This window comes from Centipeda noxia ATCC 43541, assembly GCF_000160555.1.
Classification (GTDB): Bacteria; Bacillota; Negativicutes; order Selenomonadales; family Selenomonadaceae; genus Centipeda; species Centipeda noxia.
In genome coordinates, this window is the sequence record NZ_GG749283.1 from 66,045 (window position 1) to 80,337 (window position 14,293).

The window sequence follows — 14,293 nt, forward strand, 5'->3', positions numbered from 1 at the left end:
CGCATTGAATTTCCTGTTGCAAAAGCCTTTGAATTAAGATAGAATACTTCTATAAATATAGTACACGTTTATAGAAAGAATCTATAAAGTATATAAATGATCCCATCAATGAGAGGAGCATCCTTCATGAACGCTATTAAAATTCGCGATGGTATTTACTGGGTCGGTGCGATCGACTGGTCCATGCGCAGCTTTCACGGCTACGATACCCAGCGCGGTTCCACCTACAACGCCTATCTCATCATCGATGACAAGATCACACTTATTGATACAGTGAAGCAAGGCTTTGAGCCGGAGATGCTTGCGCGCATCTCCTCTGTCATCGATCCGTCACAGATCGACTACATCGTCTCAAACCACGTCGAACCGGATCACTCGTACGGCGTCCCGCTCATCTCCTCCCTCGCACCCAACGCGAAGGTCATCACGAGCGCGCCGAACGGGCTCAAGGGGCTGCGCGCCTACTACGGCGAAATGCCCTATGAGACGGTGAAAGCAGGCGATACCCTCTCCATCGGGACACGCACGCTCGCATTCGTCCCGACGCCGATGCTCCATTGGCCGGACAGCATGGTAACCTACTGCCCCGAGGAGAAGATCCTTTTCTCGAACGATGCTTTCGGCCAGCACTACGCCTCAGGCAAGCGCTATGACGATGACAACGATCTTTCCATCGTCATCGATGAGGCAAAAAAATACTACGCGAACATTCTTTTCCTCTACGCCAAACAAGCACAAACGGCGCTGAAGGAAGTCCACAAACTCGACATTGAGATGATTGCCACGGGACATGGCGTTATCTGGCGCTCCCATATCCCCGAGATCATAAGCCTCTACAATAAGTGGTCGTTGGGCGAGACCGAGGAGCGCGCCGTCATTGTCTACGATACGATGTGGCACTCCACAGAGATGATGGCGCACACCATCGCCGAGGCCTTCATTGACAAGGGCTTCTCCGTCGGCTACTATGACATCCAAAAGAATACGCACGCCGACATCATGACGGATGTCCTCACGAGCCATTATCTCATCGTCGGCTCACCAACGCTCAACAACCAGATGCTCCCTACCATCGGCGGCTTCCTCTGCTACATGAAGGGGCTTGCACCGAAGGGACGCAAGGCATTCGCCTTCGGATCCTATGGCTGGGGCGGGCAGAGCATCCAGCAGATCGAAGATGAGCTTAGAGCCGGCGGCTGCGAGATTGTCATGGACAAAGTACGCATGCTCTACGTCCCCTCCAAGGAACAGCTTGCAGGTCTGCGCGATCAAATACTTGCACTCTAGAATAAAAACCGCCGTACGAAGCGACGAACAACTTCGTACGGCGGTTTTTTTGTAAAACGCGCTTATTCTTCTGTAAAATACCGCATTGCAGTTTTCTTCCACTCTTTCTTCGTGTAGAGCATACGACGATCCGCGATACCGGTCGCAGTGCTGAGTTCAGCTGCAATCGCTTCACATTCCTCACGGCTGTATCCGTGAATCATCGTATATAGGTTATAGTGCCATCCCGTCGCACGATTGCGCTCATAGCAGTGTGAGACGCGCGGATGCTCCGCCATCCGTGCAGCCGTCTCATCCATGCATTCATCCGGCACATCCCATACGCAGAGACAATTCGACGTGAACCCCACCTCACGATGGCGAAGGACCGCCCCTATTTTGCGGATCTTCTTTTCCTCGCGCAAAGCAGCGACACGAGCGAGCAATTCTTCCTCCGAGATGCCAATCTCTGCTGCGAGCACTTTGTACGGTTCCGAAACGAGGGGGAATTCCCCCTGAAGAAGGCGAACGATTTTTTTATCGAGTTCGCTGATTCCCGTACCCTCTGTCATAACGCATCCTTCCTTCACGGCTTAGTCCAGTTTGAACTGCACATTGATCTTATATCGCCTATGTGCTTTCAAACTCATAAGGTTCTGTACCCCCGGCAGTGCTGCAATTTCAGAAAGAATACGCTGCTCCATTTCACGCGATGGAGTCAGCAGTGTGAACCAAAGATTGTACCGCCCCTCTCGTTCATAATTGTGCGTCGCCCCCGCATAGCGATTAATCGCCTGCGCGACAGCGGGCAGCTGCTCCTGCTTCACTTCGAGCGCGATCAAAGTGCCCTGATAACCGAGGCGCTCCGAATTAAAAAAGATGCCGATACGCCGCAGATATCCCTCATTCTTCAGATCTTCCAGGCGCCTGAGCACATGTGCTTCCGTTGTGTCCAGCATTTCCCCTAAACGCGCAAACGGCCGCGAACACACCGGCAGGTTGCCCTGCAGGAGGTTCAGCAGCCGTTTGTCAAAATCCGTCAGTGCTGTCATCACAATATCCCCCATAATACACAGGCCGGCAGCACCTCTCTCTGCTGATCGTGCACCCGCCTTGCTCATGAGCAGATATTTCAGCACAGAAAAATGAACTGCATTCAGCTTCTATCTGCGCTTATTCTATCAGATATTCTTTCATTACGTCAAGTAACTCTGAACGTCCTTCATTTTTGGGAGAAGCATAAGGCAAAACGGTGAGCTCCGGCACTCCCAACGATCTCTGAATCTCCGCGATTCGGGCACGTCGTGCATTCCTGCCGATCTTATCTGACTTTGTGGCGATAACGAGTACGGGGATATTATGCTCAACGAGCCAGGAAAACATCCTGCGGTCAGACTCCATCGGGGTATGCCGGATGTCGAGCAGGAGACAGACGAAGCGCAGTTCTGCCGCATAGAGGAGATACTCCTCGATGAACTTCGCCCATACCTTCCTGCTGTCCCGTGCCGCCTTGGCATAACCATAGCCCGGCAGGTCAACAAGGTGCACGGAGTAACGCTCTGCCCCGCCGTCAATGCGCAGAAGGAGTTCATAAAAGTTGATCGTCTGTGTCTTGCCCGGCTTCGAGGAGACACGCGCAAGCTGACGGATGCGCGTGAGAGAATTGATCAGCGAAGATTTACCGACATTGGACCGCCCGATGAAGGCAACCGCGGGGCGGCCCTCCTCCGGATACTGATCTCTCCGCACAGCAGAGGCAAGATAGACGGCCTTTGTAATCACGACCGGTTCTGTCAAGGATGCACACCTCCTAGTTGTATAGAGCGACCCGCAGCACCTCGTCCATATGGGCGACGGGAACGAACTCCAAGGAGGAACGCACGACATCGGGAATATCCTCGATATCGCGCTCATTCTCCTGCGGAAGGACAATGGTCTTTAGGCCTTCACGATAGGCAGCGAGGGTCTTTTCCTTGAGTCCGCCGATCGGCAGGATATTCCCGCGCAGGGTAATCTCTCCCGTCATCGCGACATCAGAGCGCACCTTTCGTCCCGTGAGCGCCGAGATCATCGCTGTGGCCATCGTAATGCCGGCGGACGGGCCGTCTTTCGGGATGGCGCCTTCGGGCAGATGAATATGGATGTCATCGGTCTCATAAAAGTTTTCCGCAAGATGAAGCGCATCGGCACGGCTGCGCACATAGGAGAGAGCGGCCTGCGCCGATTCCTGCATAACCTCACCGAGCTGACCCGTGAGGATGAGTTTGCCTTTGCCGCGGAGAATATTGACCTCGGTCCGAAGCACATCGCCCCCGACCTCAGTCCATGCAAGGCCCGTCACTACGCCGACAAGAGGTTTCTTCTCCTGCTTTGCCGTATGATATTTCGGTCGTTCGAGGAAATCTGCAAGATTCGCCTTAGTTACGGCAATGGGCGGCTTCTCCCCCTCGACAACGCGGCGCGCCGCCTTACGGCAGAGCTGCCCGATAACGCGCTCCAGCGCACGCACGCCTGCCTCGCGCGTATAGGAGCGGATGAGCTCCGGATAGACGCCTGTGCTAATGCGGATGTCCTTTGCCTTCAGACCGTTTTGCATCCGCTGTCGCGGCAAAAGATGACGCCGTGCGATCTCGATCTTTTCGAGCTCAGTGTAACTGGACAACGTCAAAATTTCCATGCGATCGCGCAGCGGCGCAGGAATACGTGCCGGATTATTTGCCGTCACGATCCAGAAGACACGCGAGAGATCAAACGGCAGCTCGACAAAGTGGTCGCTGAAGGTACAGTTCTGAGCAGGATCAAGTACTTCAAGAAGCGCTGCCGACGGATCGCCGTGAAAATCCATTGCGATCTTATCCACCTCGTCAAGAAGAAAAACCGGATTCCTGGTGCCCGCACGGCGGATCCCTTCAAGAATGCGCCCGGGCATCGCCCCGACATAAGTACGCCGGTGTCCGCGTATCTCCGCCTCATCGCGGATACCGCCGAGCGAGATGCGGATGAACTTGCGCCCCATCGCACGCGCAATCGATGCACCGAGCGAGGTCTTGCCGACGCCGGGCGCGCCTGCAAGGCAGAGAATGGGCGCATTCTGCTCCGGTGCAAGACGCCGAACAGCAAGATAGTCGAGGATGCGTTCTTTGATTTTTTCGAGGCCATAGTGATCGTGTTCGAGCACGGCATGTGCCGCCGCCATATCGACATGCTCTTTCGTCATCTCAGACCACGGGAGCTCTACAAGTACGTCGAGATAGCTGCGAATAACACCGACCTCTGCGCTCATTGCGGGGCTCATATCGAGACGGTGAATCTCGTGCTCAATTGTCTCACGCACAGCATCTGGAAATTCTTTTGACATGATCGCCTCGCGGTAACGATCCACCTCGGCAGCTTTATCTTCATCATCGCCGAGTTCCTTGCGGATCGCCTTGATCTGCTCACGCAGATAGAAGTCACGCTGTACCTTCTCCATCTGCTTGCGCACGCGCCGGTTGATCTCATGCTCAATGCCCATGATATCGAGTTCATGGACGAGCGCCTCATAGAGGCGGTCCAAACGTGTGCGCACATCCACAGCGGCAAGGATTTCCTGCCGCACATCATGCTTTAGGTTCAGGTGGCTCGCTATGATATCCGCAAGCCGCCCGGTATCCTCCATGATGGAGATGGAGACGAGCGCCTCGGGCGGGATCTTATGGGAGAGCTTTACCCACTCTTCGAATTTGCTCGTGACCCCGTGGACAAGAGCCTCAATATCCTTCGTCGGGGCTGTATCCTCCGGCTCCTCGATCTCGTGAACATCTGCTTCGGCATGCGTATCTCCCTCACGAATGACGAGGATCTCCGCGCGCTTTTGTCCGTCGACAAGAATGCGAAGGACACCCTCCGGCATACGCAGGAACTGTCGTATCTCAGCAACCGTCCCGACATCGTAGAGATCAGCTGCCATCGGATCGTCTGTTTCCGGTTCCTTCTGTGAGACGACGAGGATGCAGCTGTCCCCCGCAATGGCGCGCTCAATTGCCGCGACCGAACGGTCACGTCCGACGTCGAGATTGACCATCATATGGGGGTAAACCACAAGCCCGCGCAGCGGAAGCAGCGGCAGCGTTCGTTTCTCGGACATAGTATTTCCTTCCGTATCTATCCGGGGAAATCTCCCCAAAATGAAAAAGGAGCGCCGCAATGCAGAGCTCCTTTCATGTATGTATTATCAGTTGGCAGCCGCCATCTTTTGGCTGCCGGCGCCGTCAATCGTCAGGATTGGATCGCTGCGGTTGGCAATGACATCCTTCGTGACTTGGCATGCCGTCACCCCTTGAATCGAAGGTACTTCGTACATAACATTGCGCATAATGCCCTCGATGATGGAGCGCAGACCGCGCGCTCCCGTTTTGTGTGTGAGCGCTTCCTTAGCGATGAGACGCAGCGCATCATCCTCGAAGGTGAGGCGGACTCCATCGAGTTCCAAAAGCTTCTGAAACTGCTTAACAAGAGCGTTTTTCGGCTCCGTCAGAATACGAACCAACGCCTTCTCATCAAGTGAGTTCAGCGTAACAACGACAGGAAGGCGCCCGATAAACTCTGGGATCAGACCATTTTTCATCAGATCCTCGGGGATGACTTTGCTGAGCAATGCACCGACCGTGACACGCTTTTTTGAGCGCACCTGTGCGCCGAATCCCATCTGCTTCTTCCCGAGACGCGATTCAATGATCTCCTCGATGCCGTCAAAGGCGCCGCCGCAGATAAAGAGAATGTTCGTCGTATCGATTTGCAGGAGCTCCTGCTGAGGATGCTTTCGTCCGCCCTGCGGGGGCACGGATGCGGTCGTCCCTTCCAAAATCTTCAAGAGCGCCTGCTGAACCCCTTCTCCCGAGACATCACGGGTGATGGAGGGATTCTCCGACTTGCGCGCAATCTTATCGATCTCATCAATGTAGATGATGCCGCGCTGTGCTTTTTCAATATCATAGTCTGCCGCTTGGATCAGCTTGAGCAGAATGTTCTCCACGTCTTCGCCGACGTAGCCGGCTTCCGTGAGTGAGGTCGCATCCGCGATTGCGAACGGCACATTCAGAATGCGCGCAAGGGTCTGTGCGAGCAGCGTCTTTCCGCTCCCCGTAGGACCGAGCATAAGAATGTTCGACTTACGCAGCTCTACGTCCTCGTTCTTATTCTGTCCCGCGTTGATGCGTTTGTAATGATTGTAGACCGCAACGGACAGGGACTTCTTCGCCTCGTCCTGCCCGATGACATACTGATCAAGGATGTGGCGGATTTCCTTCGGTTTCGGAATATCCTTGAGGCCGACTTCAACATCATCGCTGAACTCTTCTGCAATGATCTCATTGCAGAGTTCAATACACTCATCGCAGATATAGACACCGGGTCCGGCTACGAGCTTGCGCACCTGCTCCTGCGTCTTTCCGCAGAAGGAGCACTTCAGCTGCCCCTTGTCTTCCTCTCCAAATTTCATCGCGTCACACCCCCTCAGCCTTTCTTCGCGGCGGGCTCAGTTTTGGGGCGGGTCACAACTTCATCGATGAGGCCGTATGCTTTTGCTTCCTCTGCCGACATGAAATTATCACGCTCCGTGTCGACGTTGATCTTCTTCTCATCCTGTCCCGTATGGCGCGCGAGGATATGGTTGCCGACTTCGCGCAGACGCAGGATCTCCTTGGCTTGGATCTGAATGTCCGTTGACTGGCCCTGCGCTCCGCCGAGCGGCTGGTGAATCATGATGCGGGCGTGCGGCAGCGCGTAACGCTTCCCCTTTGCGCCCGCTGTGAGCAGAATGGAGCCCATGCTCGCCGCCTGCCCGATGCAGATCGTCGAGACATCGGGCTTAATGTACTGCATTGTGTCATAAATTGCAAGCCCGGCCGTCACAACGCCGCCGGGGCTGTTAATGTAAAGATGGATGTCCTTATCCGGATCTTCCGATTCTAGGAAGAGCATCTGCGCGACGACAACATTTGCCACACTGTCATCAATCGGTCCGCCGAGGAAGATGATGCGCTCCTTGAGCAGCCGGGAGTAAATATCGTAGGCGCGCTCTCCACGGCTCGAGTTCTCCACCACCATCGGTACATAATAACTCATATATTCCTCCCCACAGGGGATCTCTTACGCCGTGATATTGTCAACGATGAACTGCGCCGTCTTTTTGCGCAGAACGGTTGCTGCAAGGTCACTGACACGCCCCTGCTCCTTGATAATCTTTTGAACCTGTTTCGGCGTTGCGCCGTAGGAAATCGCCATTGCATAGACTTCCTGATCGAGATCTCTGCCCTCAACCTTGATGCCTTCTGCCTTTGCGACCTCCTCAAGCATGAGATCTGTACGGACATTCTTCTCCGCCGCCTCGCGATACTCGTCACGAATGCGTGCCATATCGAGTCCGGCGTACTGGAGATACTGTTCAAGGCTCATGCCCTGCTGCTCGAGGCGCATCGCCATCTCCTGAATCATGGCGGTGATGCGATTCTCCACCATAATGGGCGGAATCTCCATCGTGCAGTTGTCCGTCGCCATATCGATCGCCTTCGCACGGCGATCGGCCTCAGCCTGACGCTCCGCACCGGCCTGCAGATTTTTGCGGATATCCTCACGCAGCTCGGCAAGTGTCTCAAACTTGCTCGCCTTCTTGGCAAATGCATCGTTCAGCTCTGGGAGCTCACGGGACTTGATGCTGCGAATCGTACATTTGAACAGCGCTGGCTTGCCCTTGAGTTCCTCTGCGTGATACTCCTCGGGGAACGTGACATTCACCTCGCGCTCCTCACCGATCTTGGCTCCAATGAGCTGATCCTCAAAGCCTGGGATAAAACTGCCGGAACCAATCTGAAGGGGATAGTCCTCGCCCTTCCCTCCTTTGAATGGCTTGCCGTCGACAAAGCCCTCAAAATCAAGCGTTACAAAATCATCTTTCTTGACAGCGGCATCCGCAGGCGCATCCACGAGCGTCCCCTGATTCTGACGCATTCCCTCGATCTGACGGTCAACATCCTCATCTGCGACGACGATCTCCTGCTTTTCCACCGCCAGGCCCTTATAGTCTCCGAGCGCTACTTCGGGACGCTGCGTAAATTTCGCGGTAAATATGACATTTTTCCCCTCTTCAAGGGTAACAATATCGATCTCAGGGCGCGTTACCGGCTCCATATCCTGCTCTGTCAAAGCATCCTCAAACGCCTGCTGGGCAAGCCTCTCAAAGGCTTCCTGCAAAATCGCCTCCTTGCCGACAAAATTCTCAACAATCCTGCGAGGCGCCTTCCCCTTTCGGAATCCGGGAATATTGACGCGCCCGGAGATTCGCTTTGCGGCACTGTCCGTCGCTTTCTCCAGTTTGTCCTGATCAACTTCAATCGTCAGAGTGACTTCGCGGTTCTCACCATGCTCTGCCGTAACCTTCATTGTATGAAACGACCTCCTGCTTCTTTCCTTTGGAAACGCGACCTTCGCCGTATTTCCCATAGGCAGACATGCAAAAAACGCATTGTCCGCCATTGTCCTTGTATCGTATCACAAAAACACCAAAATGACAAGTTGGGGACCTTACGGCTTATTTCAGAAGCTCCGTCATGCGCGCAAGCGGCTCGGAGAGATCCATATGACCTGAGAGTGTCTCCACCGGCGCACCGTCAATCAGGATGCGCACCTTTTGCACCTCCGGAAATTCCGTGAGCGTATTGACGATTGATCCGACGAGCATCTCCTCACCCGTTGAGCCGCCGCTGAAATTCTGCTGCAGTTCTTTTGAGAAATCTGCCGTCGCGATCCCGTCTTTTACAGAAACACTGCGCAGCTTGGCCTTTTTGGGGATGACATTCGTCTGATCCTTTTCCTTTGTCCCCGCGAGAAGAGATTTCATCGCTGCCGTATACTTATCATCTTTTTCGGTGCGGATCGTACGGCTGACAGCAACGAGACCCATGCCGTCGTTTTTCGGATAGTAGACATTCACTTGGAGTTCCTTGGGCTCCGTGACTGTAGATTCCTTTGCATCCTGCGCCGGTTCGGTCTGCGCCGCCTGCTCCGGCTGCGCTGTCTTCTGCTCATCCGAGCAGCCTGCGGCCAGAACGAGAGCAGCAGCGCATATGAATATGCCGAGCGGATATGTCATATTTTTCAATCGCTTGAACATCTCTGATTCTCTCCCTTTCATTCAAAATAGCGCACAATGGCGCGAAAAATCGCCTGTGCCATTGTCTCCTGATACTCTGCTCCCCCAAGGAGCGCCTCTTCCTGGGGATTCGACAGGAAGCCGAGCTCCACGAGCGAAGCAGGCATTGGGGAATGGCGCATCACATAGAAATTTGCATATTTGACGCCGCGATTGTAGAGGCCGCCTGCCGCGGCAAGTTCCTCGTTGAGGAGCGTCGCAAAGCGTTCGTCCGCATCTGTCTTGGGATAGTAGTAAGTCTCCATGCCGTGCGCATCGGGGTTCGTAAACGAATTGCAGTGAATGGACAGGAAGAGTTCCGCCTCCGGATGGTTCCGTCCGACATCTACGCGCGCTTGGAGTTCATGCACAGCCGAATCGCCTGCATACGATACGTCCGTATCCTCCGTACGCGTCATAATGACCTGCGCCCCCGCAGCACGCAAGAGTTTCTCCGTGCGCAAAGCAACGGCAAGCGCGACATCCTTTTCACACACGCCGGAGAATCCGATCGCCCCCGTGTCACTGCCCCCATGCCCGGGATCAATAACTACGGCATGCCCCTGTACGGCGGCGCTGCCGAAGACATTTCCGCCATCGGAAAAGAGTTCAATGACAAGGCGTTCCGGCGTCTTTGCCTGTGTATCTTCCGGAATGGTATAGATGCGATAGGCATCTGCGCGGGCGAGCGACTGCCCCGCATCAATGCGCAGGGCCGCACGGCGATTCTCACGCGGAATCACCGTGAGTTTTTCCGCTGTTTTGCCGTCGAAAGCAACCTCTCTTGGAAAATTCTTGTCAAAGGTCACATCCTCAAGTTCAATAAGGAGCTGATTGTCCTCATGAGCCTGCGGCGACAGCGAATAAACGAGTCCCGCCCCCTTGACCGCAATCTCAACGCGCAGCGCCGCACGTCCATCTACTTCCGTCGCAGTGCTCTCAATATGCGTCAGGCGATGGAGTTTCCCCTTTGCCTCACTTGTATGTACAAAAAGAATGCAAAAACAGACAAAAACTGCTGCCGCAGCGAGCAGCGTTTTCATCCACTGATGGGATCCGTTCTGAACCGTCAATGCCGATAACACCTCCGATTATTCCTTCAGCATATCCAATGCCGCATCCTCGGCCGCCTCTGTCGCCGCCGCGTCGCGCACAATCGAAATCGTCAGATAGTCTCCCTCAGAGACATCTTCGGTCAAAAAGCGCCGCGGAAAATTCACTTTTATCATTGCATCGCCAAGCAGCAAAACGGCAAGATCTCCTTCAAAGCGGTCAAGATAAGCAGAAATCATTGTTTCTCTCCCTGTTCCGCCGAGATATGCCAATCCTTCCCATCGCTTGTAACGGTAATGGTTCCATTCTCAGCGGTTGTATAGATATCCAGCTTCAGCGCATGGTATTTTTTCATCGTCTCCTTGTGCGGATGCCCATAGTCGTTGTTCACACCGCAGGAGATGAGCGCCGCTTTAGGCTGTACGGCACGCAGGAAATCCGCAGAAGATGAGGTCTTGCTTCCGTGGTGTCCTGCCTTCAGGACTTTGCTCTGAACACGGTCTCCCGCTGCAGCCAAAATCGCCTGCTCCTCCTTCTTCTCCGCATCTCCCGTAAACATCATGGTAAAGCTGCCGAACACGAGGCGTCCAACAACGGACTCGTTGTTCGGGTCATGCTTATATCCCTTGACGCTTCCTGCCTGCACGAGTTCCGCTGACGGGCCAAGCACCTCAAACACGGCGCCGCCGCCAAGGTCAACCCGATCGCCCGCAGCAAGGCCCCTCCGCTCGATATGTTTTTCCTTCAGCTGCTTCATGTAGCCGAGATAGATCCGTGATGTCGAGGGCATTCCGTTGTCATACACCTTTCCGACAGAATACTCATCCAGCAGCATCGCCATTCCGCCGATGTGATCTGCATGGGGATGGGTTAAGATCACGGCATCGATTTTTTTGACTGCTGCCTTGCTGAGCTCAGCGCGCAGCTTTTCCCGCTCATCCAAATCTCCCGTATCGATGAGAACATTGTGTCCCCCCGATTGTATGAGGATGGCGTCCCCCTGTCCGACATTGAGCACTTTGACCGTAAGCGTGCCGGCCGCATGCTCATTGCCGGCATGGAGAGCATCTGCCCCCATGCAGCCGGAAAAAAACGGCGCACAAAAGAATATAAATGCCGCAAAAACGGATGATATCCGCTGTTTCATGCGCACGACAGTCTCCTTTTCGAGCGTTATGAACGCAGTGCGAGATTGATCAGGAATGCGATCGAAACCAGATACATGATCCAGCTGACCTTTTTATACTGTCCGGCAAAGAGTTTCATGACCGTATAGCTGATGAAGCCAAATGCAAACCCATTCGCAATGCTCGATGTGAGCGGCATCATGATGATCGTCAGGAATGCCGGAAGCGCATTCGTAAAGTCCGAGAAGTCGATCTTGCCCACCTCGGACATGAGCAGCGCACCGACGAGGATCAGCGCGGGCGCTGTCGCAAAGGCGGGCACGAGGCCGATGAGCGGGGCAAAGAGGAGCGCCGCGAGAAAAAGCACCCCGGCTGCAACGGCGGTGAGGCCTGTCCGTCCTCCGGCAGCAATGCCCGCTGCACTCTCGACATAGGAGGTGACCGTAGACGTTCCGAACACGGCCGAGACCATCGTGCCGACGGCATCTGTCGTCAGCGCCTTGTCAATGTTTTCGATGTGGCCGTCGGGCTTTACCATCTTCGCCTTCGTCGTCACGCCGATCAGCGTTCCCATATTGTCGAAAAGTTCAACAACCGTGAACGTAAAGATGATCGAAACGAGACCGTAATGCCATGCCCCCGCAAGGTCCAACTGCCCAAACGTTTCTCCCATATGCGGAATCGAAGTGCTGATGATGTCCCCGATGCCGTGTGGCGCAGGTGTCATGCCGAGCGCCATTCCAAGGATTGTCGTTGCAAAGATGCCGATGAGAATTGCGCCGTGAATGTTGCGCGCCATCAGCGCCGCCGTAAAGAGCAGACCAAAGAGAGAGAGCAGCGTCGTCGGTGCCGTTACATGCCCGAGGGAGACATAGGTCGCAGCGTTTTCAACGATGAGCCCCGTCCCCTTGAGGCCGATGAATGCGATAAAAAGTCCGATGCCGACACTGATCGCCAGCTTCAGATCACGCGGCACGGCGTTGATGATCGCCTGCCGAATACCGCCGATGGTCAAAATGAGGAACAATACACCGGAGAAGAACACCGCACCAAGCGCCACCGTCCAATGCAGACCAAGGACACCGCAGACATAGTACGCAAAGAATGCGTTCAGCCCCATGCCGGGCGCGAGTGCTACCGGATAGTTTGCAAAAGTCCCCATCGCAATGGATGCCAGGGCTGCGATCCAGATCGTTGATGCAATCGCAGCCTCTTTTGGAATCCCCGCATCCGCGAGAATGTTCGGATTAACGAACAAGATGTATGCCATTGCGATAAAGGTCGTCATCCCGGCGAGCAGCTCGGTGCGCAGGGTCGATCCCTTTTCCCGCACTTTGAAGAATCGTTCGATAAAGGACGGCGGTGTCCCCTGCATCTCCATGTAAACATCTCCCTTAAACTAAAAAAACCCGACGCAGGCCAGGTATATAAATGGCGGAGTGGGAGAGATTCGAACTCTCGCAGCGGTTACCCACTCTAACGATTTAGCAAACCGTCCTCTTCAGCCTCTTGAGTACCACTCCATATTCACTTCTCGCTTCATCTGCGACATGTGATATATTAACAGAACCCATAGGACTTGTCAAGGCAAAAATCAGGGCAGCCTCGCCGTATTCCTGCATGAGAAGCAGAACCTTTGAATGCTTTCATACAGATATGCAGGCATTATATAAAAAAAATAACATATTTTTATTGTGTGGAGGTCTTTTGACAGATATAATAATAAAAGATATATATAGAGAAAAGAAAGGACTGAAGCAATGGAACTCGCACAGCTAAAGTATTTTCAGGTGATGGCAAACATACGTCACTTTACGCGCGCCGCGCGTATGCTTGACGTCACGCAGCCGGCACTGAGCCGCTCTATGTCAAAGCTGGAAAAAGACCTCGACGTCCGACTGTTCAAACGCAGTGACGGAGAAATCGAACTGACACAGGAGGGAGCGCGCCTTTTGCGTCGTGTTGACCGGATCCTGCGGGAGGTAGAAAGCGCAAAGAGGGAGGCTTCCAATCTTCAGGTCGGTTCATCTACAGAATTTAAGCTCTCGTTCATTCACTCGCTTGGCAGTTATATACTTCCACATATCCTGCGCGACTTTCAAGCCATTTACCCCGACATCCAGATACATCTGAACCAACAAGATTCGACAGCGATGCCGCAGGTGCTTGCCGCAGGAGAAAGCGATCTCTGTCTCTGTTCTGCTCTTCCGATGACAGAGCACAGCGCATGGGCTTATCTTTGGTCTGAGGAACTCTTTGTCGCAGTTCCCCTCGGGCATCCGTTTGCAGATCGCGTGAGCATCAATCTGCATGAGCTTGAGTATGAATCGTTTATCGCACTGAAAAACAATTACAGTCTGCGTATTCTTGTCGATCAATTTTTTGATCTTGCAGGCATTCACCCTGAAATCACATTTGAGGGCGGCGATATCTCGACACTCTCCGGTCTCGTCTCCGCTGGCCTTGGCATCAGTATTTTGCCGAAGCCCACCGGTTTCGAACATCCTGAACTTCGCTATATCCCCATCTCATTCCCTCTTTGCAAGCGTGCGCTCGGTGTCGCTTGGAACACGCAGAGGCAGCTGCCTCCCGCCGCCGTCAATTTCCAGCAATTTCTGATTCGGCGATTCGATGACGTGTCGGAAAAATCTTTCGTCGAACAACCTGCGTAACATGAAAA

14 protein-coding genes and 1 tRNA gene are annotated in these 14,293 nt (G+C 54.0%); 2 read left to right on the forward strand and 13 right to left on the reverse strand.

The window, feature by feature from the left end; all coding sequences use genetic code 11:
- Positions 1-126 precede the first annotated feature (126 nt).
- Positions 127-1,287 carry an FprA family A-type flavoprotein gene (locus HMPREF7545_RS09630; protein ID WP_006695553.1) on the forward strand — a complete coding sequence of 387 codons (1,161 nt, stop codon included), beginning with the start codon at positions 127-129 and terminating at the stop codon, positions 1,285-1,287.
- A gap of 62 nt (positions 1,288-1,349) precedes the next feature.
- Here the strand turns inward: HMPREF7545_RS09630 and ahbB are convergent, their stop codons facing one another.
- The 13 genes from ahbB to HMPREF7545_RS09695 form a co-directional block, all read right to left on the reverse strand.
- A complete protein-coding gene (gene ahbB / locus HMPREF7545_RS09635) occupies positions 1,350-1,838 on the reverse strand; it encodes a siroheme decarboxylase subunit beta (RefSeq protein WP_006695554.1) in 489 nt (162 codons plus the stop codon).
- Positions 1,839-1,859: 21 nt separating this feature from the next.
- Positions 1,860-2,333: a siroheme decarboxylase subunit alpha gene (ahbA, locus tag HMPREF7545_RS09640; RefSeq protein WP_169303783.1), complete on the reverse strand. Its 474-nt coding sequence runs from the start codon at positions 2,331-2,333 to the stop codon at positions 1,860-1,862.
- A 106-nt stretch (positions 2,334-2,439) separates the two neighbouring features.
- Positions 2,440-3,063 carry a ribosome biogenesis GTP-binding protein YihA/YsxC gene (gene yihA / locus HMPREF7545_RS09645; RefSeq protein WP_040571392.1) on the reverse strand — a complete coding sequence of 208 codons (624 nt, stop codon included), beginning with the start codon at positions 3,061-3,063 and terminating at the stop codon, positions 2,440-2,442.
- A gap of 13 nt (positions 3,064-3,076) precedes the next feature.
- Positions 3,077-5,392, reverse strand: coding sequence for an endopeptidase La (gene lon / locus HMPREF7545_RS09650; RefSeq protein ID WP_006695557.1), 2,316 nt, complete (start codon positions 5,390-5,392; stop codon positions 3,077-3,079).
- Between the two features lie 87 nt (positions 5,393-5,479).
- Positions 5,480-6,745: an ATP-dependent Clp protease ATP-binding subunit ClpX gene (clpX, locus tag HMPREF7545_RS09655; RefSeq protein WP_006695558.1), complete on the reverse strand. Its 1,266-nt coding sequence runs from the start codon at positions 6,743-6,745 to the stop codon at positions 5,480-5,482.
- 14 nt (positions 6,746-6,759) lie between these two features.
- The gene (gene clpP, locus HMPREF7545_RS09660) at positions 6,760-7,371 is read right to left on the reverse strand and encodes an ATP-dependent Clp endopeptidase proteolytic subunit ClpP (protein WP_040571393.1); all 612 of its coding nucleotides are present in this window, start codon (positions 7,369-7,371) and stop codon (positions 6,760-6,762) included.
- 24 nt (positions 7,372-7,395) lie between these two features.
- Positions 7,396-8,685, reverse strand: a complete 1,290-nt coding sequence (tig, locus tag HMPREF7545_RS09665; protein WP_040571394.1) for a trigger factor — start codon at positions 8,683-8,685, stop codon at positions 7,396-7,398.
- 148 nt (positions 8,686-8,833) lie between these two features.
- Positions 8,834-9,415 (reverse strand): GerMN domain-containing protein, encoded by a 582-nt coding sequence (locus HMPREF7545_RS09670; RefSeq protein ID WP_040571395.1) that lies wholly within the window; start codon positions 9,413-9,415, stop codon positions 8,834-8,836.
- A 17-nt stretch (positions 9,416-9,432) separates the two neighbouring features.
- Entirely contained in the window at positions 9,433-10,476 is a 1,044-nt protein-coding gene (locus tag HMPREF7545_RS09675) for an N-acetylmuramoyl-L-alanine amidase family protein (RefSeq protein WP_006695562.1), read from the reverse strand.
- A gap of 48 nt (positions 10,477-10,524) precedes the next feature.
- Positions 10,525-10,725, reverse strand: coding sequence for a DUF3006 domain-containing protein (locus HMPREF7545_RS09680; RefSeq protein ID WP_006695563.1), 201 nt, complete (start codon positions 10,723-10,725; stop codon positions 10,525-10,527).
- Positions 10,722-11,633, reverse strand: coding sequence for a ComEC/Rec2 family competence protein (locus HMPREF7545_RS09685; RefSeq protein ID WP_006695564.1), 912 nt, complete (start codon positions 11,631-11,633; stop codon positions 10,722-10,724). The genes HMPREF7545_RS09680 and HMPREF7545_RS09685 overlap by 4 nt, the downstream gene beginning before the upstream one ends.
- Positions 11,634-11,659: 26 nt before the next feature.
- Positions 11,660-12,994 (reverse strand): NCS2 family permease, encoded by a 1,335-nt coding sequence (locus HMPREF7545_RS09690; RefSeq protein ID WP_006695565.1) that lies wholly within the window; start codon positions 12,992-12,994, stop codon positions 11,660-11,662.
- A gap of 51 nt (positions 12,995-13,045) precedes the next feature.
- Positions 13,046-13,136 (reverse strand) — tRNA-Ser (locus HMPREF7545_RS09695).
- A gap of 237 nt (positions 13,137-13,373) precedes the next feature.
- Between HMPREF7545_RS09695 and HMPREF7545_RS09700 the strand changes: the two genes are divergently transcribed.
- Complete coding sequence (locus tag HMPREF7545_RS09700) at positions 13,374-14,285, forward strand: LysR family transcriptional regulator (RefSeq protein WP_006695567.1); 912 nt, start codon at positions 13,374-13,376, stop codon at positions 14,283-14,285.
- Positions 14,286-14,293 lie beyond the last annotated feature (8 nt).